We start from the raw sequence: 24,007 nt of genomic DNA on the forward strand, positions 1-24,007 counted from the left end.
GCCGCGCAAGGGAGCACGCCATGATGCCCGATACGGTACCCTATTGCGGCCCGGCACCGGTTCCGGCGGAGTTCTGGGCGAGTTGGAACTTCGATCCACTCCTCCTCACGGGGCTCCTGGGGCTGGCGGTCGCCTTCGGTTTTCATGTCCGGCGTCAGCCGGAGCCCCAGAAGGCGCGCTCCTCCGCGCTCTTCATCGCGGGCTGGCTGTTGCTTGCCGTTGTGTTCGTGTCGCCGGTCTGCGCGCTGAGCTCCGCGCTGTTCTCGGCCCGCGTCGCGCATCACACAGTGCTCGTCGCCTTTGCGGCGCCGCTCATCGCCCTGGCTTGGACATCACATCCCGCCGGAGAGATGTCGCAAGGTTTGCGCCTCGGCATCGCGACGCTTCTGCAAACCATCGCGGTCTGGGTCTGGCATGCACCCGCGCCTTATGCGGCCGCCATGGCCCATCATGGACTGTTCTGGCTCATGGAGCTGAGCCTGCTCGGTACCGCCCTGTTCTTCTGGCGTGCGGTCTTCGCGTGCCGCTCGCCGGGCGGCGTGGCACTCGCGCTGCTCGGCACCACGGTGCAGATGGGATTTCTCGGCGCGCTCATCACCTTTGCGCGGACGCCACTCTACGAGCCTCACCTCGCCACGACCCTGCCGTGGGGCCTCACCCCCCTGGAAGACCAGCAACTGGCGGGTCTCATCATGTGGGTCCCGCCCGCCATTCCGTACATCGCGGTCGCTCTCCTGCAGGTCTCGCGCTGGCTCGACGGTATGGAAACCCGTACGGCATCGAACGGCTAGACACGAAAAGGGCGGATCCGAAAGCCCGCCCTTCTATGTTTATCGCACTTGCAGCGGCTTCACGGCAGGTCCCGTGAAACGGTTGGTGGCAAGGTCTCCCATCGGCTTGGCCGAGAAGCCCATGTTCAAGCCGGGCCCATTCGCGGTCAGCACCGAGGCCTTCGCCTTGGCCGGGCTCGCGGCGGCCTTCGAGGCGGCGCTGATCGAAGCCGTTGTCGTCGGCGAGGCTAGAGGCTTCGCGGACTTTGCCGGTTCGGGCTTCACGGCCTCTATCCTGACGGGCTCCTTTTTGGCGGGCTCCTTGGCCTTGATGGCCGGAGCAGTCGGGACCGGAGCGGCTGGGATCTCGATCGGGCCCGCCGAGGCCACGGCCACCGGACGCATGCCGGGGCGTGGTGGCGGCAGGGGATGGTCGACACCCTGGAGAGCGGCGACCGCCTGAACCGGGCCGCGCAGCTCCGTGAGCGCCGGGATCGGGTTGGTGGCTGCGAGTGATCCGGGCCGGGCCGGTGGCATCGGCGCATAGGCGATGGCGCCCGTGGCCACGATTTCATCTCCGCCCCCGGCTCCAGGCCTGCGCGGCGGAAGCGGCGCCAGATCCGTGCTGCGGCCGATGCTCATCTCAACCCCATTGGCATTCTGTCCCGCCGGACCTTGCTGCCAGGCCAGCGCCGGACCGGACGGGGTCGCCACCGTGCTCGGCAGGCCCGCGATCCGGGTCGGCGGCAGGGGAGGCGGAGTCATGGGCTCGCGGAAGGCGGCGGGCGGCGGCGGGGCGGCCGCCACGGTCACGCGGGGCTGGACCGGCTCGGGCTCGGGCTCGGGAGCGCGCTGCGGTGCTACTGCCGCCACCCGGGTCGTCGGCTGCGGTGCGCTGCGGCCCTCGTTGTAGGCCTGGAGAACGGAGGTGGGCGAGTCGTTGTCGGCCGCGTAGGGATTGCGCTGGTTCGTGCCGCGGGTCGCAAAAAGGTTGCGGCCCGGGCGTGAGGCGGCGCGGATCTCCTCCACGTCCTCGTCTTCGTCGCTGCCGCCGAACAGGGTCGCCCAGAAGCTCTTGCGGCGCGGCTGAGCGGCCTCCTCGGCCTCCGCCACCATGCTGTAGCCCGCCACCGAGCCGCCGCGCGCCAGCACCTCGGCGCGGGCTTCCTGATAACCTTCCATCGGGCGTCCGTCGGCCGGGATGTGCACGGTCTTGCCGTCCGGGAAAATGCGCGCGAGCTGGTCGCGGGTCATGCGCGGCCAGGAGCGCACGCTACCGACGTCCAGGTGCACGAAGGGCGTGTAGGCGTTGGGATAATAGCCGACGCCGCCGCGTTGCAGGCGCATGCCGATGGCGCGCAGCTGCGCCGTCGAGGCGTCGGAGATGTAGAAGTCCATCGCCTTGCCCTGCATGTGCTGGCTGTTCTTGGCCACGGCGCTGGAGCGGCGGCGGAGCATGGCGTTGGTGTTGGGCGAACGGTAGGCGGAGTTCACCTGCACCGGCTCGCTCGCGCCCACCTCGCGATAGACTTCCCACACCGTATCGAAGAGGCGCGGATCCATCTTGGTCGTCTCGGAACGGCGCCAGTCGCGCAGGAACCAGTTCAACTGGTCGAGAGCGTTGGAATCGTATTGCCCGTTCCGGCGGAACGTGACCGTCAGGCTCTCCTTGGTGTTGTTGTGATAGAGGGTGAGGGTGCGGGTGTCGCCATTGGCGACGGCATCCTGTGTGCCGCGGGTCCCCACCACGAAAACGGTGACGAGGGCCGCCAGACCGATGCCGAGCCGGCGCACGCCGGCCGACGCTGCCGCAGAGCGGCCCGAACGCAATACTCTCACTGTGATACTCGTTTTTTACGCTTCGCCGCAGGGAACAGCTGCGGCATCCTTATCGTGAAAGGATCATTGCCGAAGACGGTTACTTACCCGTTAAGTCCGGCGACGAAACTGCGGCCGGACCGCGTTTTTGTCAGGTCAGGAATCGAGGCCGAGCGCGGACCGGACCTTGCGGTGCAGGCCGTAGATGTCGTCGAAGGACCGGGTGTTGCCGTCCTCGTCCACCGAGAGCGTGAAGTAGGTCAGGTGCACCGGCAGCGGCTCCTTCAGGTGGATGTAGCGCTCACCCTTGCCGATCAGGCCTCGCAGTTTCTTCTCGGGCCAGCCCTGCGCGCCGATGATCTCTTCCGCGAGCTCGAAGGGCTGGTCGACGCGCACGCAGCCGTGGCTGAAGGCGCGCTTCTCGGCGTTGAACAGGTTCCGGTTCGGCGTGTCATGCAGGTACACCGCGTAATTGTTGGGGAACATGAACTTGACCCAGCCCAGCGCGTTGCGCTCGCCGGGCGGCTGCTGCACCGAGATCGAATTGCCGCGCCGGATCACCTTGTAGCCGCGCCGCGCCGCATAGCTCGGGTCGGCCGCCAGGCCGGGCAGGAACTCCTTCTTCAGGATCGACGGCGGCACGGTCCAGGACGGGTTCACCACCAGGTATTTCATGGTCTCCGAAAAGATCGGGGTCTGCGATTCCGCCTTGCCGACGATCACCCGGGTCTGGTGCACCACCCGGCCGCTGTCGCTGAGGCGGAGCCTGTATTCCGGCACGTTGACCATGATGTGCTTCTGGCCGAGATCGCGGGGCAGCCAGCGCCAGCGCTCCATGTTGGCGACGAGGTCGCCCTCGAGCCGGGCCGGGGACGGACCGCCGAGGGCCGCGATGGTTTGGGCGTTCAGGTTGCCGTTGGTCGGCAGGCCTTCCTTCTTCTGGAAATCGGCCACGGCGGAGGCGACGCGCTCGTCGTAAGCCGTCTCGTCGCCCCCGGCGGGGCCGAGGTTGAAGCGGGCGCGGATGAGCGGCACGCGAGGATCGCGCATGCCCACCTTCAGGATCGGGCCCCGGGGAACGTTTACCATCGGCCGTGTGACGCGGTTCTCCCGCAGGCGCGCCAGGCGCGCCTTCAGGGCCTGATAGCCGAGTTGAGGCGGGTTGTAGGCGTTGAGCGTGATGCCGGGATTCTTCGAGGACGCGAGGCTCGCGAGCACCTCGCCCGCGTCGGGAACGCTCATGGACGGCGCCACGAGGTTCGAGAGGCGCGCCGGGTTGATCCTGGCCCCGCGCGCATCGCGGGCGTAGCGGACCGCAGCGGCGCTCAGCTTCAGCTCAGCCTCGGCCCAGGCCTTGTCGTTCCAGCCCCTTGGCGCGCCCATGTCCGGAAGAGGATAATCCGTCGGGTCGAGGCCGTCCTCGGCGGCGTTGCGGATGGTTCCCGCCAGAGCGAGCGCGCCGGGGTTCCAGGCGCCGCCCTTGGTCCAGAGCGCGGGCGCGGAAGTCTCGGCATAGTAGGCCGTCAGCGCCCTGGTGTTCTTGGAGTCGAGTCGCAGGGATTTGACGAAGGTCTCGTCCGCCAGAACCTGCGTCATCGCGGCCCGCAGCCAGTCGGTCGCGGTGAAGACCACGGCGGCGGGCGGCATGTCGGGGAGGACGATCTCGGGGCTTGCCGCTTTGGGCGCCGCATCCTGCGCCGTGATGGTGACGGGGGCCGGCGTCACCTCGGGGATTGCCGGGTCCTGAACCGCAGCTTCGGCCGGCTGCGGCGCTGCGGCGGCCTCGATGGAGACCGGAGCGGGCGCCGGCGGTTCCGGCAGGCCGATATCCTCCGCCATGGCCGCAAGGGCGATGAGCGAGACGGACCCGGCCAGGCCCACCATTCCGACGGCCTTACGAAAGGCTTTCATTCCGCTGCGCTCCCCGATTCGCGGTGATGATCGGATGTTACATAGCCCGAAAGCTTTGCCAGTGTGTAAAGGCACCGGCCAAGCTTATGGTTCCGCGCTTTCACGCCGCGTGGGATACGCCGCTCTCTAGGCCCAGCTCCTTCAGCTTGCGGTAAAGGGTCGAGCGGCCGATGCCGAGGTGGCGGGAGACGGCCGACATGTGGCCCCCATAATGGATCAGCGCAAAACGGATGATCTCGGCTTCCAGCACGGCGAGGGAGCGCACCTCGCCGTCCTCGTTCGTGAGACGCATCGACTGGGGATCGGGCAGGGCCGGGGGCAGGGCGGCCGCTTCGGGAGCGAAGGCGAGGGGAGCGGGAGGGACATCGATGCGCCGTCGTCCCGTGCGGGCCACGATCTGGGGAAATTCCGTCGGCGTCAGGCGCAGGCCTTCCGCCAGCAGGACGGCGCGGAAGACGGCGTTCTCGAGCTGGCGTACGTTGCCCGGCCAGTCATAGGCCGCCAGGAGGCTTTCGGCCTCGGGGGAGAGATGCGCGATTCGCTTGCCTTCCTCGGCTGCGAAGCGCCCCATGAGGTGGCGGGCCAGCGGTCCAACCAGCTCGCGGCGGGCGCGCAGGGGCTGGAGGGTGACCGGCAGGATGTTGAGGCGATAGAACAGGTCGTCCCGAAAGCTCCCGTCCCGCACCCGCTCGATCAGGTGGCCGTCGGTCAGGGCGATGACGCGCACGTCCGGCCGCCCTGGCCGACGCCCGCCATCGGCGTCCCGCTCCTGGAGCAGCCGCAGGAGGGTTCCCTGATCCCCGGACCCGAGGGACTCGACGCCCTGGACCAGGAGCGTGCCCCCATGGGCCTCCGCCAGGCGATGCGAGAGGGAGAGGCCGAGGCTCGAATCGTCCGCATGGCATCGGACGAAGGGGGCGGAGCGCCGGTCGCCGCAATCGTGGACGGCCCGCGCCAGGGCGTCGCCACCCGTGCCCGGCTCGCCCTCGATCAGAACCGGCAGCGCCGTGCGGGAGGCGCGCTCGGCCTGGCGCATCGCTCGGCTGTCGTGCAGGGCCGGCACCGAACCCGGCCCGCCGTCGCGCAGGGCCCGGATCGTGTCCGCCAGCAAGGAAGTCAAAAGCATCAAGGAATCAATTCTTCGTTCGGCGCGATGCTGCGCCCTTATGGTAAACCGGTTCTTAACGCCGCTCCTTTTGCGCCAGGACCCGCCCGCCGGGTTGATCCCGGCCCCGGCTCAGCCAATATGACCCTCAAGCCTGTTCTCAACCCCTCTCCCAACCCTTCCGACGGTCCATGCGCACATTCCCCGACGCCCCGAGCCCCCGCCAGCACGCCTCCGCCCAGGGAGCCGTCGTCACCGAATACGGCACGCTGCCGGAATGGGATCTCTCCGCCCTGTACCCGGCCATGGACAGCGAGGCCTTCAGGGCCGATCTTGCCAAAGCAGAGGCCGAGTGCACGGCGCTGGCGGATGCCTATCGCGGCAAGCTCGCCGACCTCGCGGCTGGGCCCGACGCGGCGATTGCGCTCGGCGAGGCCGTGAAGCGCTACGAGGCCGTGGAGGACCTGCTCGGGCGGCTCATGTCCTATGCGGGCCTGATTTATTCGGGCGACACCACGGATCCGGCGCGGGCGAAGTTCTACGGCGACACCCAGGAGCGCCTGACGGCGGCCTCCAGCGACCTGCTGTTCTTCGGGCTGGAGCTCAACCGGATCGACGACGCGGTGCTCGACGGGGCCATGGAGTCCCAGCCCCTGGCCCATTACCGGCCCTGGCTGGAGGACCTGCGCAAGGACAAGCCCTACCAGCTCGACGACCAAATCGAGAAGCTGTTCCACGAGAAGTCCGTGTCGGGCCGCTCGGCCTGGAACCGCCTGTTCGACGAGACCATCGCGTCCCTGCGCTTCACCGTGCGCGGCGAGGAACTGGCCATCGAGCCGACCCTCAACAAGATGCAGGACCCGGACGAGAGCGTGCGCAAGGACGCTTCCGACGCGCTCGCCAAGACGTTCCGGGCGAACCTGCGCACCTTCGCGCTCATCATCAACACCCTTGCGAAGGACAAGGAAATCTCCGACCGCTGGCGCGGCTTCGAGGACGTGGCGGATTCGCGCCACCTGGCGAACCGGGTCGAGCGCGAGGTCGTGGAGGCCATGGTGTCGGCGGTGCGCGAGGCCTATCCGCGCCTGTCGCATCGCTACTACGCCCTGAAGGCCAAGTGGTTCGGGAAGGACAAGCTCGACCACTGGGACCGCAACGCGCCCCTGCCGAAGGTCGAGCAGCGCACCATCCCCTGGAACGAGGCCCGGGACACGGTTCTGTCGGCCTATTCGGCCTTTTCGCCGGAGATGGCGGGCATCGCCCGGCGTTTCTTCGACGAGAGCTGGATCGACGCGCCGACCCGTCCCGGCAAGGCGCCGGGTGCCTTCGCGCACCCCACCGTGCCGTCCGCGCATCCCTTCGTGCTTCTCAACTACCAGGGCAAGCCCCGGGACGTGATGACGCTGGCTCATGAACTCGGCCACGGGGTGCATCAGGTGCTTGCCGCTCCGAACGGAGCCCTCATGGCGCCCACGCCCCTAACGCTCGCCGAGACCGCGAGCGTGTTCGGCGAGATGCTCACCTTCCGGCGCCTACTCGACCAGACCACGAATCCGGTGCAGCGCAAGGCGATGCTGGCCTCCAAGGTGGAGGACATGATCAACACGGTGGTGCGCCAGATCGCGTTCTATTCCTTCGAGCGCAAGGTCCACCTGGAGCGCCGCAACGGCGAGCTGACCGCCGAGAAACTGTGCGAACTCTGGATGTCCGTTCAGGCCGAGAGCCTCGGGCCCGCGATCCGCATGGGCGAGGGCTACGAGTCGTTCTGGACCTACATTCCGCACTTTATCCATTCGCCGTTCTACGTGTACGCCTACGCGTTCGGCGATTGTCTCGTAAACTCGCTCTATGGTGTCTACGAGCGGTCCAGCGACGGTTTCGTTGATCGCTATTTCGCGCTGCTGTCGGCGGGCGGAACCAAGCATTACAACGAGCTTCTCGCCCCCTTCGGCCTCGACGCCAAGGATCCGGCCTTCTGGCAGATCGGCCTGTCGATGATCGAGCGGCTGATCGGCGAGCTGGAGGCTATGGAGAACGCATCCGCCTGAACTTATGCCCGCATTGACAGGGTCGGGCTTCGGGCGGAACATTTCCGAACCGCCGGAGGCTCCGGTCCCGTCATGCCGGTCGGGACCCATTATGCAAAGAGCGGCGATCTTCGCATCGCCTATCAGGTGGTCGGCGACGGTCCCCTCGACCTCGTCTTCGTGCCCGGCTTCATCTCGAACCTGGACCATTCCTGGGACGAGCCGAACCTGGCTCACTTCCTGGACCGGCTGAGTTCGTTCAGCCGCCTGATCCTCTTCGACAAGCGCGGCACCGGCCTCTCGGACCGCATGGGCAACCTGCCCAGCCTCGAGGAGCGCATGGACGACGTGCGCGCGGTCATGGACGCGGTATCGAGCAGGAAGGCGGCCCTGTTCGGGATCTCCGAGGGCGGCGCCCTGAGCATGCTGTTCGCCGCCACCTATCCGGAGCGGACGCAGGGACTGATGCTCTACGGCACCTATGCGGAGTTTCACACCTGGGTGCTGCCGCCGGCGCGGTTCGAGACGTTTCTGGACAGGATCGACCGGAGCTGGGGGCAGGGCGAAAGTCTCCATGCCTTCGCGCCGACGCGCGTGGCGGACGAGCGCTTCCGGCAGTGGTGGGCGCGCTTCGAGCGCCTGGGCGCGAGCCCATCGGCGGTGATCGCCCTCATGCGCATGAACAGCCAGATCGACCTGCGGCACATCCTGCCGACGATCCGCGTCCCGACCCTCGTCATGCATCGCTCCGGGGACACCCGCGTCGACGTCGAGGGCGGACGCTACATCGCAGCGCACATTCCCGGCGCGAAATATGTCGAGCTGCCCGGGACCAATCATGTCCTGTGGGCCGACGATGCGAGCCCGGTCGCCCACGAGATCGAGGCGTTCCTGACCGGCACGAACACGGATTTCGAGCCCGACCGCGTGCTGAGCACGGTCCTGTTCACCGACATCGTGGATTCCACCCGTCAAGCCGAGACCCTGGGCGACCGCCGATGGCGCAGCCTTCTCGACCGGCACGACAGGATCGTGCGCGGTGAGATCGACCGCTTCCGGGGGCGGGAGATCAAGACCCTGGGCGACGGATTCCTGGCCACCTTCGACGGCCCGGCCCGCGCCGTCCGTTGCGCGGGAGCCATCATCGAGGCCCTGAAGGCCTTGGACCTCAGGATCCGGTGCGGCGTCCACACGGGCGAGATCGAGGTGAAGGGCGATGACATCGGCGGTATCGCGGTTCACATCGCGTCCCGCATCGCCGCGCTGGCGGACGGCCGGGAGGTTCTGGTCTCGCGCACCGTGCGCGACCTCGTGGCGGGCTCCAACCTGCATCTGGAGGACCGTGGAGCCTTCGCCCTCAAGGGCCTGAGCGAGAGCATGCCGCTCTTTGCCGCTGCCGGCAGCCAGGGGACTTGAGCCGGCTGGTCTGGTGTCCGCAGCGCCCCGCCATATCTTAAGCGCTTCGGTTCCAACGCAAGAGATCCCCCCGCCATGTCCGATTCCGACCGCGAGGCCAATCGCTTCTCCGCCCGCGCGGCCCGCTATGCCCGCGTGGGCGCCAATGTGGGCGGGGTCGCGGCGCGCATCGCGGGGGCCCGTCTCTTCGGGGGCGAGGGCCAACACGCCTCCAACGCCGCGGTGCTTGCGCAGGCGCTCGGGGGGCTGAAGGGCCCGATCATGAAGGTGGCGCAGTTGCTCGCCACGATTCCCGATCTCGTGCCGCCGGAATATGCCTCCGAATTACAAAAGCTCCAGAGCGAGGCTCCGCCCATGGGGGCGGCCTTCGTCAAGCGACGCATGCAGGCGGAGCTCGGGCCCGCGTGGCAGAGCCGTTTCGGCTCCTTCGATCTGCAGCCCGCCGCCGCTGCATCCCTAGGACAGGTGCACCGCGCCACCACCAAGGACGGGGCGCCGCTGGCCTGCAAGCTGCAATACCCCGACATGCAATCCGCCGTGGAGGCGGACCTGAAACAGCTCGACCTGGTCTTTGCCGTCCACCGCCGCATGGATCCCTCCATCGACACCCGCGAGATCTCCCAGGAGATCGGCGAACGGGTGCGCGAGGAGCTGGACTACGAGCGCGAGGCCAAGCACGCCGACCTCTACAAGCTCGCCCTGTCGGACGTGGCCGAGGTGCGCGTGCCGGACGTCCACCGCGCGTTGTCCACCAAGCGGCTCCTGTCCCTCAGCTGGCTCGAGGGCGAGAAGATCCTGAGCTTCACGGAAGCCGATGTGGAAATCCGCAACCGGCTGGCGGTGGCCATGTTCAAGGCCTGGTGGCACCCCTTCAGCCATGCGGCGATCATCCATGGCGATCCGCATCTGGGGAACTACACGGTGTTCTCGGAGGGCGGCGAGGCGCGGGGCATCAACCTGCTCGATTACGGCTGCATTCGCATCTTCCATCCGAAATTCGTCGGCGGCGTCGTCGATCTCTACCGGGGCCTTCAGGGCGACGACCGCGCCCGTATCGTTCACGCCTACGAGACCTGGGGCTTCAAGAACCTGTCGAACGAGCTCATCGACATCCTCAACATCTGGGCCCGCTTCATCTACGGCCCGCTCCTCGACGACCGGGTGCGCACCGTGGCGGACGGGGTCAAGCCCGGCGAGTACGGCCGCCGCCAGGCCTTCGAGGTCCACAAGGCCCTCAAGGAGCGCGGGCCCGTGACCGTGCCGCGGGAATTCGTGTTCATGGACCGCGCAGCCGTGGGCCTCGGCGCGGTGTTCCTGCACCTGAAGGCGGAGCTGAACTACCATCAGCTGTTCGAGGACGAGATCGCGCGGTTCTCCCTCGACGGCCTCGCGGCCACCCAGGCGGATGCCTTGCGCCGCGCGGGCCTGCCCGTTCCGACGTAACGAGGTTGCATCCGGGCACGCTTGGCCTTAGGAAAGGTGACTGCAGGTCAGGGCCTCGCGCCCGCTCAGAAACGAACTGACCGCTCCCTCGACGGAGCGATCCGGGGGCCGCCATGAAAATCGTCTTCGTCCACCAGAACTTTCCGGGCCAGTTCGTCCGCCTGGCGAAGAGCTTCGTGGCGGAGGGACATGAGGTCGTCGGCCTGGGTATGACACGCAACGCCAAGGTGCCGGCCGGCGTGAAATACGTCGCCTACGATGCGGTGCCGGGGCCGGACGATGCGCCCTACCAGAGCCGCTTCTCGCCCGTCATCCCCCGCCTGCGCCGGGCCTATGGGGCCGCCCATATGGCCAAGACCCTGAAGGAGCAGGGGCTGGAGCCCGACCTCGTAGTGGTCAATACCGGCTGGGGCGAGAACCTGTTTCTCAAGGACGTGTGGCCCAAGGCCAAGCACGTGGCCTATTTCGAGTATTATTACGCGCCCACCGGCCAGGACCTGGATTTCGACCCGGAATTTCCCGTCACGAACGAGGAGATCATCTGGCGGCTGCGTCTCAAGAACTCCATGCAGCTCGGGGCCCTCGACGCCGCCGACCTCGCGGTGGCGCCCACCCGGTACCAGCGCGACACCTTCCCGACCTATCTGCGCGACCGGATCGCCATCATCCATGACGGCATCGACGCCCAGGCCCTGAGGCCGAACCCGAAGGTGGCGATCCAGATCGGCCAGAAGGGCCCGAAGCTCAGCCGGGAGGCCCCCGTCGTCACCTTCGTGACCCGCAACATCGAGCCGATGCGGGGCGCCCACATCGTGTTCCGGGCGCTGCCCTACCTGCTCGACCTCGATCCGAGCCTTCAGGTGGTGATCATCGGCGGCAAGGGCACGAGCTATTCGGGCCAAGCTCCGAACGGGCAGACCTGGTTCGACGTGTTCAAGGCCAAGATCGAGCGGCCCGTGGACTGGAACCGGGTCCATCTGGTGGGGAGCCTGCCCTACGACCAGTTCGTGAAGGTGCTGCAGGTCTCCTCCGCCCATATCTACATGACCTATCCGTTCGTCCTGTCCTGGTCCTCCATCGAGGCCATGGCCCTGGAATGCCGGATCGTGGCCTCCGACACGGAGCCGGTGCGGGAGATCGTCACCGACGGGGTCAACGGACGCCTATTCGACTTCTTCGACGAGAAGGCGCTCGCGGCGCGGGTGGGCGAGACGCTCTCGGAGAAGGACAAGTCCGCCGCCATGGCCCAGGAAGCCCGGCGGATCGCCCTCGAACGCTACGATTACGAAACGGTCTGTTTGCCGCAATGGCGCGACTTCCTGGGGGTGCGCTAGCGTAATTTTGTTGCGGGAGTCTGCCTTCACAAACTTGACGGCGGAACCATTCCAAAGATTGCGGCGTCCCCCACCATGGGTTAAACGCAACCATAACAACTGATCCTCACTACGGTGCTTTGAACGATGGCCGATACCAAACACGCGTCCTTCGGGGGCTACAGCCCGGAAATGGATGCCGAGACCCACGAGACCACCTATCACGGCTTCATCCGCTTCGTGGAGATCGCCTCGGTCGTCGTGATCTGCCATGTGCTCGCTCTCGCCGTCGGCGGTATCCGTCATGCGTGGCTGACCGCCATCGTGGGCGTGATCCTGTCCCTGGCGGCCGGCGCCATCGGCGCCATGACGAGCCTCGGTCCGAAGGCTCCCGGCGCGGTGGCGGTGCTGCTCGCTCTGGCGCTGCTCCTCTACTGAGCGCGATGGCAGGGCGAGGCAGGACGCCTGCCGCGCCCGGAAGACGACGGGGACCCGGCACCAGGCCCGGATCCCGAGCATCGGAACGGTCTAGCCTAAACAAAAGCGGCGCCTGACGGTCGCCATACGGGGGGTTGCATGCAGGTCGCTGTTCTCTCGGAGGATACGGGGGTCGAGACGCGGGTGGCCGCCACCCCGGAAACCGTCAAGAAATACAAGGCTCTCGGGGCCAACGTGGCGGTCCAGTCCGGCGCCGGCACGACGGCCGGCATTCCGGACGCGGAATTCGAGGCCGCGGGCGCGACCATCGCGCCGAACGCCACTGAAGCCGCCCGCAACGCCGACATCGTCCTGAAGGTCCGCCGCCCGGCCGCGGGCGAGCTCCAGGACCTCAAGCCCGGTGCCCTCGTCATCGCCATCATGGACCCCTACGGCCAGACCGAGGCCCTCCAGGCCCTGGCGGACGCCAAGGTGTCGGCCTTCTCCATGGAGCTGATGCCCCGCATCACCCGCGCCCAGGTCATGGACGTGCTCTCCTCCCAGGCCAACCTGGCGGGATACCGGGCCGTTATCGACGGTTCCACCGAGTACGGCCGCGCCATGCCGATGATGATGACGGCGGCCGGCACCGTCCCGGCGGCCCGCGTCTTCGTCATGGGGGCGGGCGTTGCCGGCCTCCAGGCGATCGCGACGGCGCGCCGCCTCGGCGCCGTGGTGACCGCCACCGACGTGCGCCCCGCCGCCAAGGAGCAGGTGGAGAGCCTGGGCGCCAAGTTCATCGCCGTGGAGGACGAAGAGTTCAAGCAGGCCGAGACGGCGGGCGGCTACGCCAAGGAGATGTCCGCCGAGTACCGCGCCAAGCAGGCCGCCCTGGTGGCCTCCCACATCGCCAAGCAGGACATCGTGATCACCACGGCCCTCATCCCCGGACGTCCCGCTCCCAAGCTGGTGACCCGCGCGATGGTGGAATCCATGAAGCCCGGCTCCGTCCTCGTCGACCTCGCGGTGGAGCGCGGCGGCAACGTGGAGCTGGCCGAGCCCGGCCGGGTGGTGGACCATAACGGCGTGAAGATCGTCGGCTACCTCAACGTGCCGGGCCGTCTCGCCGCAACGGCCTCGAGCCTCTACGCCAAGAACCTTTACGCTTTCGTCGAGACGCTGATCGACAAGGACACCAAGACCATCGCGGTGAAGTGGGACGACGAGCTCGTCCGGGCCACGTGCCTCACCCGCGACGGCGCCATCGTGCACAGCGCCTTCCAGCCAGCCGCTTAACGTCATCGAGGGGGGACACCTATGGCACTCACGCCTGAACAAGCGGCCGAGCAGGCCCGCAACGCGGCGGAGGCCGCCCAGCGCGCCGCCGACACCGCCTCGTCGCTCGCCGACCAGCTCGCCACGGGGATGTCCGTGGCTACCCACGGCGCGGTCGACCCTACGGTCTTCCGCCTCGCGATCTTCGTCCTGGCGATCTTCGTGGGCTATTACGTGGTCTGGTCGGTGACACCGGCGCTCCATACGCCCCTCATGTCCGTCACCAACGCGATCTCGTCCGTAATCGTGGTCGGGGCGCTGCTGGCGGTGGGGGTGCCTCTCACCGTGGAAGGCACGGGGTTGGCCCGCGCCTTCGGGTTCATCGCCCTGGTGCTGGCGGGCATCAACATCTTCGGCGGCTTCCTCGTGACCGAGCGCATGCTCGCCATGTACAAGAAGAAGGGCTGAGGCGATGTCGGAAAACGTCTCCAACCTTCTCTATCTCGTCGCGGGCGTCCTGTTCATCCTGGCCTTGCGCGGCCTGTCGCACCCCACCACGTCCCGGCAGGGCAACGTCTACGGCATGGCCGGCATGGCGCTCGCCATCCTGACCACGCTCGCCTTCACGCGGCCCGCCGGGTTCAGCGGCTGGAGCCTGGTGATCTTAGGGTTGGCCATCGGCGGCGGCATCGGCGCGGTGGTGGCCCGCCGGGTGCCCATGACGGCCATGCCCCAGCTCGTGGCGGCCTTCCACTCGGGCGTCGGCTTGGCGGCCGTGTTCGTGGCGGCGGCGGCGCTCTATGCCCCTCAGGCCATCGGCATCGGCTCGGTGGGACTGATCCATGGCGGATCCCTGTTCGAGATGGGCCTGGGCGTCGCCATCGGCGCGATCACCTTCACGGGCTCCGTCATCGCCTTCCTGAAACTCGACGGGCGCATGTCCGGCAAGCCCATCATGCTGCCGAGCCGGCACCTCATCAACATCGCGCTTGGCGTCCTGCTGGTCGTGCTGCTTTTCGCCTTCATCCGCACCGAGAGCCACTTCGTGTTCTGGCTCGTCGTGCTGGTGTCGTTCGTGCTGGGCGTGACCCTCATCATCCCCATCGGCGGCGCCGATATGCCGGTGGTGGTGTCCATGCTCAACTCCTATTCGGGCTGGGCGGCGGCGGGCATCGGCTTCACCCTGGGCAACCTCGCTCTCATCATCACGGGCGCCCTGGTGGGCTCCTCGGGCGCGATCCTGTCCTACATCATGTGCAAGGGCATGAACCGCTCCTTCATCTCGGTCATCCTCGGCGGCTTCGGCGGCGAGACGTCCGGAGGCGCTGCCGGAGCCGTGGAAACCCGGCCCGTGAAGCAGGGTTCGGCGGACGACGCGGCCTTCATCATGAAGAACGCCGAGAAGGTCATCATCGTGCCGGGCTACGGCATGGCGGTGGCCCAGGCTCAGCACTCCCTGCGTGAGATGGCCGACAAGCTCAAAGCCGAGGGCGTCGAGGTCAAGTACGCCATCCACCCGGTGGCGGGCCGCATGCCGGGCCACATGAACGTGCTCCTGGCCGAGGCCAGCGTCCCTTACGATGAGGTCTTCGAGCTGGAGGACATCAACGGCGAGTTCGCCCAGGCCGACGTGGCCTTCGTGATCGGCGCCAACGACGTCACCAACCCGGCCGCCAAGACCGATCCGAAATCGCCCATCTTCGGCATGCCGATCCTGGACGTGGAGAAGGCCAAGACGGTGCTGTTCATCAAGCGCGGCATGGGCTCAGGCTATGCGGGCGTGGAGAACGAGCTGTTCTTCAAGGACAACACCATGATGCTGTTCGGTGACGCCAAGAAGATGGTCGACACGATCCTGAAAAGTCTGGATTGATCCGCCGCCCGAACCCACCTATCGACAAGGGGCCGGATCGCGATCCGGCCCTTTTTCGTTGAGGCCCTTCATGACGATCAGGCTGCGTGCCGCCGTTCCGGCCGACCGGGAGGCGGTGGTCGAGTTCATCCACCGGCTGAACGTCTTCGAGGCCGCGCTCACGGGGGACCGGCGCCAGGATTACGGGGCCGCGCGGGGCTATTACGGCGAATTGCAGCAGCGCATCTCCCGCAACGGCGGCCGCATCGTGCTGGCCATCGCGGACCGTCAGGTCATCGGAATCATGGGCTTCTCCCTGGACGAGGACGCCGCCTACATCACCGACGACGTGCGCCGCCACGGCACCGTGACGGATCTCGTCGTGGCCGAGGAATGGCGCGGGCGGGGCGTGGGCCAGACCCTGCTGCAGGAGGCCGAGCGCCTGACCCGCGAAGCCGGGTTCAAGCGTCTCATGATCGGGGCTTTGGCCGCGAACGAGCGGGCCCGGCGCACCTACGAGGCCTTCGGATTCGCGCCCTATGTGGAGATTTTGACGAAGGAGCTTTGAGGTCGGAAAGCCGAGGCTTGTGTTGTGCTTTTCGTATCCTTACAATGCAAATGCATTATTTCTGGAGGTCGGTCCTTGGCGAAGCTTGCGATCCTTGAAGTTGAAGCGACCGTGACCGAGCGGGGCCAGACAACGATTCCGGCTGCCATCCGCAAGGTGCTGGCGCTCAGAAAACACGATCACATCGTTTTCCGGAGCTTGGCGGACGGAACGGTTGTGGTCGAGAAGAAGGACGATACGGTTCCGGAGGATCTCGTTCTGCGCAACTTTCTGGATTTCATTGCCAATGACATTTTAACTCGGCCTCAGGCCATGTCCTTGCTCCCCGACCATTTTGCCGAGGATCACCGGCATCTGAGCGACATCGAAATCGACCTGGATGAGCCGTTGGTGGATGACGAGGCGTGATGCTGCCTACCAATGGGGGATGGACGATCTATGCCCATCCGCTCTTCCTGGACCAACTGGAGAGTTATCGCGAAGAGTACCGGCGCATACGCCATCGGTTTCCGGACGAGTACAAAAAGAAGAGAGCCACAAAACTTTATGCGGCTCTTCTAAAGGTTATCTTCGAGGTTATCCCAAGTAATCCCGCGGCCGAAGCCTTTCGACAGGGCAATACGCTCGGTGCTTTGAACAAGAACTGGTTCAGGGCTAAATTTCTTCAGCAGTATCGCGTCTTCTTCCGTTTCGCGGCTCAAGAGAAAGTCATCGTCCTGGCTTGGGTCAACGATGACGACAGCAAGCGCGCATATGAAAGCGGGACTGATGCTTACGCGGTCTTTCGAAAGATGCTGGCGGACGGTAATCCGCCAAGTGATTGGGAGATGTTGAAGAAAACTGCGTCGGATCCTGCCGTTCTGGATCGCTGGAGAAATATTTCACCGCCTGAGCCATGAGGGCGGCATCACGCGTCATATGCCGTGGAACGTCAACTTCGGCCAGCGGGTGCGCCAGTCCTTGGCCTTCAGCCTATCGCGATAGATGTCCGGCTTCTGCTCGAAGCGTGGCGTCGGCCTGACCGCGAGGTCGAAGAGGTCGTCCCATCCCCATGGCATGGCGAGTTCCAGTCGTGCCTCCCGAGCCCGCGCTCCGATGGCCGTGGCGGTTTCCGGCCAGTGCCGCATGGCGTCCGCCGTATCCTGGTAGGGCGCATCGCCGTTTCGGACATGCATGCGGGCTTGGTTCTTCACGGACCATCGAACGCCTGGGTGACGAGTCAAGAGCTCGGCTTCCAACGCACGGTCTCGCTCGGGTGAGGCATCGGCGCGGTCGAAATAGACCACGTCCACGTCCTGGTTCGGATCGTAGGCGGGTGTTCTGCCGTGCAGGCGATCCCAAACCGCGTTTCTAAGGATCCCAGCCGCGATCCACGCATCCGGCAAGAAAAGAGCCTCCACACGGGCGAGGAGGCTCATCAAATAGGCTTGGCTCTGGATGAAGGCCGCAAGCTCGGCTTGCGTCCTCACGGGCGTATCTCAGCTCCGGAATAACCCGCCGCCGCCGCTGCTGGCCAGCCCCTTGTTGCGGGCGACCGTATTGTTGCTGTCGAGCGAGAGGGCGCGCTGGAAACTCTCGGCCGCGGCGGATTTGTTGCCCATCTTGTCGTAGGCGACGCCGCGCCAGGCCCAGGAATCCGCGTCATTGGCGTTCACGTTGAGGGCTGCGTTGAAGTCCTCGATGGCCTTCTCGTACTGGCCCGTGACGACGTAGCTCTGGCCGCGCGCCGCGTAGGGAGCCGCCACGAAGGGGTTGCGGTCGATGGTGGCGTCGAAGTCCAGGATGGCCTGGGGGTGCTGGCCCTGGCGCTGGTGGAGCAGGCCGCGGGCATGGAGGGCTTCGGCGGATTCCGGCAGCAGCTTGATGGCCACGCTCAGGTCGTTGAGAGCTTCCTGGTACTGGTTCTGGGCCCGGAGCAGGTTGCCGCGCCCGATATAAGCGGGGCCGTAATTCGGGTCCGCCTGGATCGCGCGGGTGAAATCCGCGTAGGCCTGGTCGTTGCGGTTCGTCTGGCGCAGCGCCAGCGCCCGGTTGGTATAGGCCGGGGCGTAGTTCGGGTCGATCTGCACGGCCTTGGAGAAGTCGGAGATCGCGTCGCTGTAGCGGCCCACCCGGGCATAGGCGGCCCCCCGGGTGTTGTAGGCGCTGGGATCGTTGGGGTTGCGCTGGATCACGTCCGTGAGGGACGCGATGTTCACCTTGCTGACCCCTTGGGTATCCTCCTCGACCACGGCAATGCGCTGGGTCGATCCCTGGCTGATGGTCTCGCAACCGGCAAGTCCGGCGGACAGGGCGATCAGGGCCAATGGCGCAAGACGGCGAATCGGTAGGGCTGGCACCTTGCAACTCCGAGAATGGGGGAGAACCGCACCGTGACGCAAAAACCTTAACGGTCCCGAAACGGTCGCCTCACATGAGCTCCAGAAATGCAATCAGCGCCCCGCTTGCGCAGACGGGCGCCGAATCACAATCGATCATGCTCAAGCCTTGCGGCTCAGATGAGCTTACCGGGCCGGGCGCGGAGCGCCGGGACGGCCGGCGGCGGCAGCCGGACGCGGCTTGGACGGCAGCAGGCCTTCGCGCTGCATGCGCTTGCGGATCAGCTTGCGGGCACGGCGAACGGCTTCGGCCTTCTCGCGAGCCTTCTTCTCAGAGGGCTTCTCGTAGTGGCCACGAAGCTTCATCTCGCGGAAGATGCCCTCGCGCTGCATCTTCTTCTTGAGGGCGCGGAGCGCCTGATCGACGTTGTTATCCCGGACAAGAACCTGCACGCGATTTCCTCGTATTTCAGCTGTTCGACTGTGACTAAAAACAAATGAGGCACGCTGGGCGCACCTCTCGTTGGCGGGGTGGTTACCAGAAGGAGCCGGAAATGTCCAGGCATCATCCTGACAAAAGCGCCGCGCGAACAGACTCAACGGCCCGCCCGGCCAAAGGTTTCAGGCTTCTTCGGGAAAAACCCGCGTGACGTGCCCCATCTTGCGTCCGGGCCGGGCCTGAGCCTTGCCGTAGAGGTGGAGCTGGGCCCCAGGCTCGGCCAGAAAAGCTTCCCACCGGTCGGCGTCGTTCCCGATGAGGTTCTCCATCTCGACCCGTCCGAGCCTCTCCGTGGCGCCCAGGGGCCAGCCGCAGACGGCTCGCACATGCTGCTCGAACTGGGACGTCCGCGCGCCGCCGAGAGTCCAGTGACCCGAATTGTGGACCCGGGGCGCGATCTCGTTCACCACGAGCCTTTCGCTACCCGGCTCCCGCACCAGGAACATCTCCACGGCCAGCACGCCCACATAATCGAGGGCGTCGGCGATCTGCCGGCCGATCAGGATGGCCTGCGCCTCCGTCTCGGCGGAAACGCCTGCCGGCACGCGGGTCAAGGCCAGGATGTGATCGCGGTGCTCGTTGGCGCACAGGTCATAGGCCGCAAAGGCCCCGTCCCGGGTCCGGGCGGCCACCACGGACACCTCCCGCTCGAAGGGCACGAAGCCCTCCAGGATCGCGGGCGCCCGTCCGAGCGCGTCCCAGGCGGCGGCCGGGTCGTCGCCGGGCCTGATCATGGCCTGGCCCTTGCCGTCATACCCGAAGCGGCGCGTCTTCAGCACGGATGGCACGCCGATGGCCGCCACGGCGTCCTGGAGCTCCGAGGGGCTGGAGACCAAGCCGAAGGGAGCGACCGGGATGCCGAGATCCGCGATGAAGCTTTTCTCCTCGAACCGGTCCTGGGTGATCGCGAGCGCCCGGGCGTTGGGAGCGAGCGTCGCGTGGGCGCTCAGGGTCGCGGCGGTGGCGCCGGGCACGTTCTCGAACTCGTAGGTGATGACGTCCACGGCCTTGGCGAAGCGCACGAGGGCCGCCTCGTCGTCATAAGCCGCCACGGTGTGCTCGGCCGCAACCTCGAAAGCGGGGCTGTTGTCCTCCGGGGCGTAGACGTGCACGCGCAGCCCGAGCTGCGCCGCCGCGATGGCGATCATGCGGCCGAGCTGGCCGCCACCGAGGATGCCGAGGGTGGAACCGGGTCGGATCATCGGTTCACGTCTCGTCGGAGGGGCGCTCGGCCACCGCCGCGCTCTGGCGCGCCCGCCAGGCATCGAGACGCTCCGCCAGGGCCTCGTCGGTCAGGGCCAGCACGGCGGCTGCGAGAAGCGCCGCGTTCACCGCTCCGGCCCGCCCGATGGCGAGCGTGCCGACCGGGATGCCGGCGGGCATCTGGACGATGGACAGGAGGCTGTCCTGGCCCGAAAGGGCCTTGGATTCCACGGGCACGCCGAAGACGGGAAGCGGCGTCATCGAGGCCGCCATGCCGGGCAGGTGGGCGGCCCCGCCCGCGCCCGCGACGATCACCTTGAAACCTGCCGCCTTGGCGCCCTTGGCGAAGGCCACGAGCCGGTCCGGGGTGCGGTGGGCCGAGACGATCCGGGCGTCATGGGACACCCCGAGGGCGTCGAGGGTCTCGGCCGCGTGGCGCATGGTGGCCCAGTCGGACTGGCTGCCCATGATGATGGCGACGGGCGCTTGCGCCATGGTGCGGCTCCCAGGGGTCGAGAATTGGATCGACAACCCAGCCGGAATAGCGAAGCCGTGCCGCTGCCGCAAGGCTGCGACGGGCCGGTTCCTCAAGGATTTTCAGGCGATGATGTCGGGCGTGAGCTGGTCTTCGAGCCGGATGATCTGGTCTTTCAGGACGAGCTTGCGCTTCTTGAGACGCTGCACCTGGAGCTGATCCCCCGTGATCATGTGCTCCAAGGCTTCGATCGCGGTATCGAGATCGCGGTGTTCCTGCTTCAAACGGGCGAGATCGGTCTCGAGTTCGGCCCTGTCGTCCATGTATGACCCTGGCATTCTGGTGTGCCTGCCCGTTTCGGCTCGTGGCGTATGAGGCCGGATTATGCGCCGCGCCTCCTGCCTCGGCAAGGTGCATTGTCGTTACCCACAATGGTGCCTTGCAGCATCGATTGCCTTCGACTCGCCACAAACCCTGTGTCACACTCCGGCTGTCGGCTAACAAATAGGAGGTACCGACATGCCACTGATGAATCACGTGACGGAACTGGAGCGCAAGCATCAGGCTCTCGAACGCCAAATTCAGGATGCGCTCAACCATTCGTCTACGGATGACATGACGCTGGCAGAACTCAAGCGCAAGAAACTTCAGCTCAAGGACGAGATTGCCCGGCTGAAGGAGGTAAGCGCCCCGGCGGTGCACTAGCCATCGCGATTGCGACACCTTCCACGAAATTCCCATGCGAGAGCCGCTGTCTCAGCTCCCTGAGGCGGCGGCTTTTCCTTGATCAGGCCCAGAGCGCCCGCAGGCCGTCCACGATCAGCTTCACGCTCACCAAAATCAGTAGGAGGTAGACCAGGGTGTAGAACCGCTCCGCCGAGACCCGCCGCACGAGCCAAACCCCTGCCCAGGTCGAGAGAATCGCCACCGGAAAGAGCGCCGCGGAGGTCGACAGATTGGCGGCCGTGAACTGGCCCAGGGCCATGTAGGGCGGCACCTTGATCCAGTTGATGAGGGCAAACGCGATCGCGCCCGTTCCCACGAACACGTCCCTCGGCAGGCGTTGGGGCATCACGTAAATCTGAAAGGGCGGGCCGCCCGCATGGGAAATCATGCTGGTGAAGCCCGCCACCCAGCCCCAGACGAGGCCACGGGGTACGTCGGCCCGGGTCGGCACGGGCGCGGCGGCCCGCTCCGCGATCAGGCGCCGAACCGCGAACACGATCGAGATGACCCCTATCGTGAGCCCGACGGCGGCATCGGACACCTTGGCGGCCAGAAGGTAGCCCGTCAGGATCCCCACCACCGCGCTGGGGAGCAGAATCGCGAGGTTGCGCCCGCTCCAGCTGTGCCGGAACGCCCAGACCGACACGACATCCTGCACGATCAGGATCGGCAGCATGATCGCGGCGGATTGCACGGGCGAGATCACCAGGGCCATGAGCGGCAGGGACAGGAGGCCTAAGCCCGAGAACCCGCCCTTGGCGAGCCCCATCAGGATCACGGCCGGGATCGCGGCGGCATAAAAGAGCGGTTCGGTGATCATGGGGTTGGGGCCATGGTGGAGGAGGCTCCAGGCCTCGCCGAAAGTCGCCGCTGACCACGGCAATCCTGCCTGCTACCACGAGGCGGCCCGCAAGTCCCATGCGCCAGTGACAGAGAGCAATGCCATGACGTCAACCCGCAGCCCCTATCACGAGGCTTACGCCGCCTGGCAGGCGGACCCTGAGGGCTTCTGGGCCGAGGCCGCGGGGGACATCGATTGGTTCCGGCCCGCCAGCCGGGTCTTCGATCCGGAAGCGGGCGTCTATGGCCGCTGGTTCGTCGGGGCCGAGTGCAACACCTGCTTCAATGCCGTCGACCGCCACGTGGCCTCCCGGGGCGACCAGGCCGCCTTGATCTACGACAGCCCCGTCACGGGGGTGGTGCGGGCGATCACCTACCGCGAACTCCGGCACGAGGTCGCCACGCTCGCGGCCGTTCTCCGGGACATGGGCGTCGAGCGCGGGGACCGGGTCGTCATCTACATGCCGATGATCCCGGAGACGGCCTTCGCGATGCTGGCCTGCGCCCGGATCGGGGCGGTGCATTCCGTGGTGTTCGGCGGTTTCGCCGCGAAGGAACTCGCCACCCGGATCGACGACGCCCGGCCGAAGATCGTGCTCTCGGCCTCCTGCGGTGTCGAGGGCGGGCGGGTCATCCCCTACAAGCCCCTGCTGGATGAAGCCATCGCGCTCTCGTCCGTGAAGCCCGAGGGCTGCCTGATCGTGCAGCGGCCGCAGCTCTCCTGTGAGCTGACGCAAGGGCGGGACCGGGACTGGGCTTCCGCCGTGGGGCAGGCCAAGGCCGAGGGACGCGAGGCCGCGTGCGTGCCCGTGGCGGCCACCGATCCGCTCTATGTGCTGTACACGTCCGGCACCACGGGAATCCCGAAGGGCGTGGTGCGCGACAATGGCGGCCACATGGTCGCGCTCAAATGGTCGATGGAGCATTTCTTCGGCGTGAAGCCCGGCGAGGTGTTCTGGGCCGCCTCGGACGTGGGCTGGGTGGTGGGCCATTCCTACATCGTCTATGGGCCGCTGCTTCATGGCTGCACCGCCATTCTCTACGAGGGCAAGCCCGTGGGGACGCCCGACGCTGGCGCCTATTGGCGGGTCATCGCGCAGCACGGTGTCGTCACCCAGTTCACGGCGCCCACGGCCTTTCGGGCCATCAAGAAGGAGGACCCGAAGGCGGAACTCCTGAAGGCTTACGACCTGTCGCGCTTCCGCGCCCTGTTCCTGGCGGGGGAGCGGGCCGATCCGGACACCGTCCAATGGGCCGAGACCATTCTGGGCGTGCCGGTCATCGACCATTGGTGGCAGACGGAGACGGGCTGGCCCGTGGTGGGCAACCCGCTGGGCATCGGGGCGCTGCCCGTGAAGCACGGCTCCCCCACCGTCCCATTGCCCGGCTACAGGGTCGAGGTGCTGGACGAGGGCGGAAAGCCCGTCGCGCCGGGCACCATGGGGGCCATCGTCATCAAGCTGCCCCTTCCGCCCGGCGCCTTGCCGACCCTGTGGCAGGCGGACGACCGGTTCCGGCAATCGTATCTCTCGGTCTATCCGGGCTATTACAACACCTCGGATGCAGGTTTCCTCGACGAGGACGGCTACCTTTGGGTGATGGGCCGCACCGACGACATCATCAACGTGGCGGGCCATCGGCTCTCCACGGGGGGCATGGAAGAGGTGCTGGCCTCCCATCCGGCCGTGGCCGAATGCGCCGTGATCGGCGTGAAGGACAGCCTCAAGGGCGAGGTGCCCTGCGGCTTCGTGGTGCTGAAGTCCGGCGTGAACCGGACGCCTTCGGACATTGAGGCGGAACTCGTCGCGATGGTGCGCGAGCGGATCGGACCCGTGGCGGCCTTCAAGCTCGCCATCACGGTCGGCCGCCTGCCCAAGACCCGCTCCGGCAAGATCCTGCGCGGCACCATGAAGAAGATCGCCGACGGCGACACCTGGACCGTGCCGGCCACCATCGACGACCCGGCGATCCTGGACGAGATCGGGGACGCGCTGCGGGGCAGGGGCCTGGCTTGAACCAACAAAAAAGGCC

At 66.8% G+C, this 24,007-nt stretch carries 24 protein-coding genes; 14 read left to right on the forward strand and 10 right to left on the reverse strand.

The features are described from left to right. The first annotated feature begins 20 nt into the window (after positions 1 to 20). Positions 21 to 791, forward strand: coding sequence for a cytochrome c oxidase assembly protein (locus ILT42_RS13180; protein ID WP_204216069.1), 771 nt, complete (start codon positions 21 to 23; stop codon positions 789 to 791). 39 nt (positions 792 to 830) lie between these two features. On the opposite strand, the gene ILT42_RS13185 is transcribed toward ILT42_RS13180, so the two are convergent. The 3 genes from ILT42_RS13185 to ILT42_RS13195 all read right to left on the reverse strand — a co-directional run bounded on the left by ILT42_RS13185 (position 831) and on the right by ILT42_RS13195 (position 5,625). Continuing rightward, positions 831 to 2,609 carry a DUF882 domain-containing protein gene (locus ILT42_RS13185; protein ID WP_204216070.1) on the reverse strand — a complete coding sequence of 593 codons (1,779 nt, stop codon included), beginning with the start codon at positions 2,607 to 2,609 and terminating at the stop codon, positions 831 to 833. Between the two features lie 135 nt (positions 2,610 to 2,744). Further along, positions 2,745 to 4,499 carry a L,D-transpeptidase family protein gene (locus ILT42_RS13190; protein ID WP_204216071.1) on the reverse strand — a complete coding sequence of 585 codons (1,755 nt, stop codon included), beginning with the start codon at positions 4,497 to 4,499 and terminating at the stop codon, positions 2,745 to 2,747. Between the two features lie 100 nt (positions 4,500 to 4,599). Next, a complete protein-coding gene (locus ILT42_RS13195) occupies positions 4,600 to 5,625 on the reverse strand; it encodes a sigma 54-interacting transcriptional regulator (protein WP_204216072.1) in 1,026 nt (341 codons plus the stop codon). Positions 5,626 to 5,795: 170 nt separating this feature from the next. On the opposite strand from ILT42_RS13195, the gene ILT42_RS13200 reads away from it, so the two are divergent. The 11 genes from ILT42_RS13200 to ILT42_RS13250 all read left to right on the forward strand — a co-directional run bounded on the left by ILT42_RS13200 (position 5,796) and on the right by ILT42_RS13250 (position 16,814). Beyond that, complete coding sequence (locus ILT42_RS13200) at positions 5,796 to 7,652, forward strand: M3 family oligoendopeptidase (protein ID WP_204216073.1); 1,857 nt, start codon at positions 5,796 to 5,798, stop codon at positions 7,650 to 7,652. Between the two features lie 72 nt (positions 7,653 to 7,724). Further along, the gene (locus tag ILT42_RS13205; protein ID WP_204216074.1) at positions 7,725 to 9,047 is read left to right on the forward strand and encodes an adenylate/guanylate cyclase domain-containing protein; all 1,323 of its coding nucleotides are present in this window, start codon (positions 7,725 to 7,727) and stop codon (positions 9,045 to 9,047) included. Between the two features lie 75 nt (positions 9,048 to 9,122). Then, positions 9,123 to 10,490, forward strand: coding sequence for an ABC1 kinase family protein (locus tag ILT42_RS13210; RefSeq protein ID WP_204216075.1), 1,368 nt, complete (start codon positions 9,123 to 9,125; stop codon positions 10,488 to 10,490). 113 nt (positions 10,491 to 10,603) lie between these two features. Beyond that, on the forward strand, positions 10,604 to 11,824 hold the full coding sequence (locus ILT42_RS13215) for a glycosyltransferase (RefSeq protein WP_204216076.1): 1,221 nt from the start codon (positions 10,604 to 10,606) through the stop codon (positions 11,822 to 11,824). Between the two features lie 126 nt (positions 11,825 to 11,950). Then, a complete protein-coding gene (locus ILT42_RS13220) occupies positions 11,951 to 12,241 on the forward strand; it encodes an aa3-type cytochrome c oxidase subunit IV (RefSeq protein WP_204216077.1) in 291 nt (96 codons plus the stop codon). Between the two features lie 138 nt (positions 12,242 to 12,379). Further along, complete coding sequence (locus ILT42_RS13225; RefSeq protein WP_204216078.1) at positions 12,380 to 13,516, forward strand: Re/Si-specific NAD(P)(+) transhydrogenase subunit alpha; 1,137 nt, start codon at positions 12,380 to 12,382, stop codon at positions 13,514 to 13,516. Positions 13,517 to 13,537: 21 nt separating this feature from the next. Continuing rightward, entirely contained in the window at positions 13,538 to 13,963 is a 426-nt protein-coding gene (locus ILT42_RS13230) for a proton-translocating transhydrogenase family protein (protein WP_204216079.1), read from the forward strand. 4 nt (positions 13,964 to 13,967) lie between these two features. Further along, the gene (locus ILT42_RS13235; protein ID WP_204216080.1) at positions 13,968 to 15,368 is read left to right on the forward strand and encodes an NAD(P)(+) transhydrogenase (Re/Si-specific) subunit beta; all 1,401 of its coding nucleotides are present in this window, start codon (positions 13,968 to 13,970) and stop codon (positions 15,366 to 15,368) included. A gap of 70 nt (positions 15,369 to 15,438) precedes the next feature. Next, complete coding sequence (locus ILT42_RS13240; protein ID WP_204216081.1) at positions 15,439 to 15,915, forward strand: GNAT family N-acetyltransferase; 477 nt, start codon at positions 15,439 to 15,441, stop codon at positions 15,913 to 15,915. A gap of 75 nt (positions 15,916 to 15,990) precedes the next feature. After that, positions 15,991 to 16,323, forward strand: a complete 333-nt coding sequence (locus tag ILT42_RS13245) for a type II toxin-antitoxin system PrlF family antitoxin (RefSeq protein ID WP_204216082.1) — start codon at positions 15,991 to 15,993, stop codon at positions 16,321 to 16,323. Further along, positions 16,323 to 16,814: a type II toxin-antitoxin system YhaV family toxin gene (locus ILT42_RS13250; RefSeq protein ID WP_204216083.1), complete on the forward strand. Its 492-nt coding sequence runs from the start codon at positions 16,323 to 16,325 to the stop codon at positions 16,812 to 16,814. The genes ILT42_RS13245 and ILT42_RS13250 overlap by 1 nt, the downstream gene beginning before the upstream one ends. Positions 16,815 to 16,829: 15 nt before the next feature. Here the strand turns inward: ILT42_RS13250 and ILT42_RS13255 are convergent, their stop codons facing one another. The 6 genes from ILT42_RS13255 to ILT42_RS13280 all read right to left on the reverse strand — a co-directional run bounded on the left by ILT42_RS13255 (position 16,830) and on the right by ILT42_RS13280 (position 20,733). After that, positions 16,830 to 17,384: a nucleotidyltransferase family protein gene (locus ILT42_RS13255; protein ID WP_204216084.1), complete on the reverse strand. Its 555-nt coding sequence runs from the start codon at positions 17,382 to 17,384 to the stop codon at positions 16,830 to 16,832. 9 nt (positions 17,385 to 17,393) lie between these two features. Beyond that, on the reverse strand, positions 17,394 to 18,254 hold the full coding sequence (locus ILT42_RS13260; protein WP_204216085.1) for a tetratricopeptide repeat protein: 861 nt from the start codon (positions 18,252 to 18,254) through the stop codon (positions 17,394 to 17,396). A 165-nt stretch (positions 18,255 to 18,419) separates the two neighbouring features. Further along, positions 18,420 to 18,686, reverse strand: a complete 267-nt coding sequence (gene rpsU / locus ILT42_RS13265; protein ID WP_204216086.1) for a 30S ribosomal protein S21 — start codon at positions 18,684 to 18,686, stop codon at positions 18,420 to 18,422. 168 nt (positions 18,687 to 18,854) lie between these two features. Beyond that, on the reverse strand, positions 18,855 to 19,934 hold the full coding sequence (locus ILT42_RS13270; protein WP_204216087.1) for a 5-(carboxyamino)imidazole ribonucleotide synthase: 1,080 nt from the start codon (positions 19,932 to 19,934) through the stop codon (positions 18,855 to 18,857). 4 nt (positions 19,935 to 19,938) lie between these two features. Further along, complete coding sequence (purE, locus tag ILT42_RS13275) at positions 19,939 to 20,430, reverse strand: 5-(carboxyamino)imidazole ribonucleotide mutase (protein ID WP_204216088.1); 492 nt, start codon at positions 20,428 to 20,430, stop codon at positions 19,939 to 19,941. A 102-nt stretch (positions 20,431 to 20,532) separates the two neighbouring features. Beyond that, positions 20,533 to 20,733 (reverse strand): YdcH family protein, encoded by a 201-nt coding sequence (locus tag ILT42_RS13280; RefSeq protein WP_324617734.1) that lies wholly within the window; start codon positions 20,731 to 20,733, stop codon positions 20,533 to 20,535. Positions 20,734 to 20,929: 196 nt separating this feature from the next. On the opposite strand from ILT42_RS13280, the gene ILT42_RS13285 reads away from it, so the two are divergent. After that, positions 20,930 to 21,115 (forward strand): YdcH family protein, encoded by a 186-nt coding sequence (locus ILT42_RS13285; RefSeq protein ID WP_204216090.1) that lies wholly within the window; start codon positions 20,930 to 20,932, stop codon positions 21,113 to 21,115. A gap of 82 nt (positions 21,116 to 21,197) precedes the next feature. Here the strand turns inward: ILT42_RS13285 and ILT42_RS13290 are convergent, their stop codons facing one another. Beyond that, positions 21,198 to 22,019, reverse strand: a complete 822-nt coding sequence (locus tag ILT42_RS13290; protein ID WP_204216091.1) for a sulfite exporter TauE/SafE family protein — start codon at positions 22,017 to 22,019, stop codon at positions 21,198 to 21,200. A 61-nt stretch (positions 22,020 to 22,080) separates the two neighbouring features. Between ILT42_RS13290 and ILT42_RS13295 the strand changes: the two genes are divergently transcribed. After that, positions 22,081 to 23,991 (forward strand): propionyl-CoA synthetase, encoded by a 1,911-nt coding sequence (locus ILT42_RS13295; RefSeq protein WP_204216092.1) that lies wholly within the window; start codon positions 22,081 to 22,083, stop codon positions 23,989 to 23,991. Positions 23,992 to 24,007: the final 16 nt, after the last annotated feature.

Origin of the sequence: Microvirga pudoricolor, assembly GCF_016892705.1 — a bacterium.
Taxonomy (GTDB): Bacteria; Pseudomonadota; Alphaproteobacteria; order Rhizobiales; family Beijerinckiaceae; genus Microvirga; species Microvirga pudoricolor.

Bases quoted from the DNA above. Each gene is read 5' to 3' on its own strand.
- ILT42_RS13285 (WP_204216090.1), top strand. From the start codon at position 20,930: ATGCCACTGATGAATCACGTGACGGAACTGGAGCGCAAGCATCAGGCT.
- ILT42_RS13180 (WP_204216069.1), top strand. From the start codon at position 21: ATGATGCCCGATACGGTACCCTATTGCGGCCCGGCACCGGTTCCGGCG.
- ILT42_RS13270 (WP_204216087.1), bottom strand. From the start codon at position 19,934: ATGATCCGACCCGGTTCCACCCTCGGCATCCTCGGTGGCGGCCAGCTC.
- ILT42_RS13295 (WP_204216092.1), top strand. From the start codon at position 22,081: ATGACGTCAACCCGCAGCCCCTATCACGAGGCTTACGCCGCCTGGCAG.
- ILT42_RS13205 (WP_204216074.1), top strand. From the start codon at position 7,725: ATGCCGGTCGGGACCCATTATGCAAAGAGCGGCGATCTTCGCATCGCC.
- ILT42_RS13235 (WP_204216080.1), top strand. From the start codon at position 13,968: ATGTCGGAAAACGTCTCCAACCTTCTCTATCTCGTCGCGGGCGTCCTG.
- ILT42_RS13190 (WP_204216071.1), bottom strand. From the start codon at position 4,499: ATGAAAGCCTTTCGTAAGGCCGTCGGAATGGTGGGCCTGGCCGGGTCC.
- ILT42_RS13195 (WP_204216072.1), bottom strand. From the start codon at position 5,625: ATGCTTTTGACTTCCTTGCTGGCGGACACGATCCGGGCCCTGCGCGAC.
- ILT42_RS13210 (WP_204216075.1), top strand. From the start codon at position 9,123: ATGTCCGATTCCGACCGCGAGGCCAATCGCTTCTCCGCCCGCGCGGCC.
- ILT42_RS13280 (WP_324617734.1), bottom strand. From the start codon at position 20,733: ATGGACGACAGGGCCGAACTCGAGACCGATCTCGCCCGTTTGAAGCAG.
- ILT42_RS13225 (WP_204216078.1), top strand. From the start codon at position 12,380: ATGCAGGTCGCTGTTCTCTCGGAGGATACGGGGGTCGAGACGCGGGTG.
- ILT42_RS13200 (WP_204216073.1), top strand. From the start codon at position 5,796: ATGCGCACATTCCCCGACGCCCCGAGCCCCCGCCAGCACGCCTCCGCC.
- ILT42_RS13215 (WP_204216076.1), top strand. From the start codon at position 10,604: ATGAAAATCGTCTTCGTCCACCAGAACTTTCCGGGCCAGTTCGTCCGC.
- ILT42_RS13230 (WP_204216079.1), top strand. From the start codon at position 13,538: ATGGCACTCACGCCTGAACAAGCGGCCGAGCAGGCCCGCAACGCGGCG.
- ILT42_RS13250 (WP_204216083.1), top strand. From the start codon at position 16,323: ATGCTGCCTACCAATGGGGGATGGACGATCTATGCCCATCCGCTCTTC.
- ILT42_RS13220 (WP_204216077.1), top strand. From the start codon at position 11,951: ATGGCCGATACCAAACACGCGTCCTTCGGGGGCTACAGCCCGGAAATG.
- purE (WP_204216088.1), bottom strand. From the start codon at position 20,430: ATGGCGCAAGCGCCCGTCGCCATCATCATGGGCAGCCAGTCCGACTGG.
- ILT42_RS13240 (WP_204216081.1), top strand. From the start codon at position 15,439: ATGACGATCAGGCTGCGTGCCGCCGTTCCGGCCGACCGGGAGGCGGTG.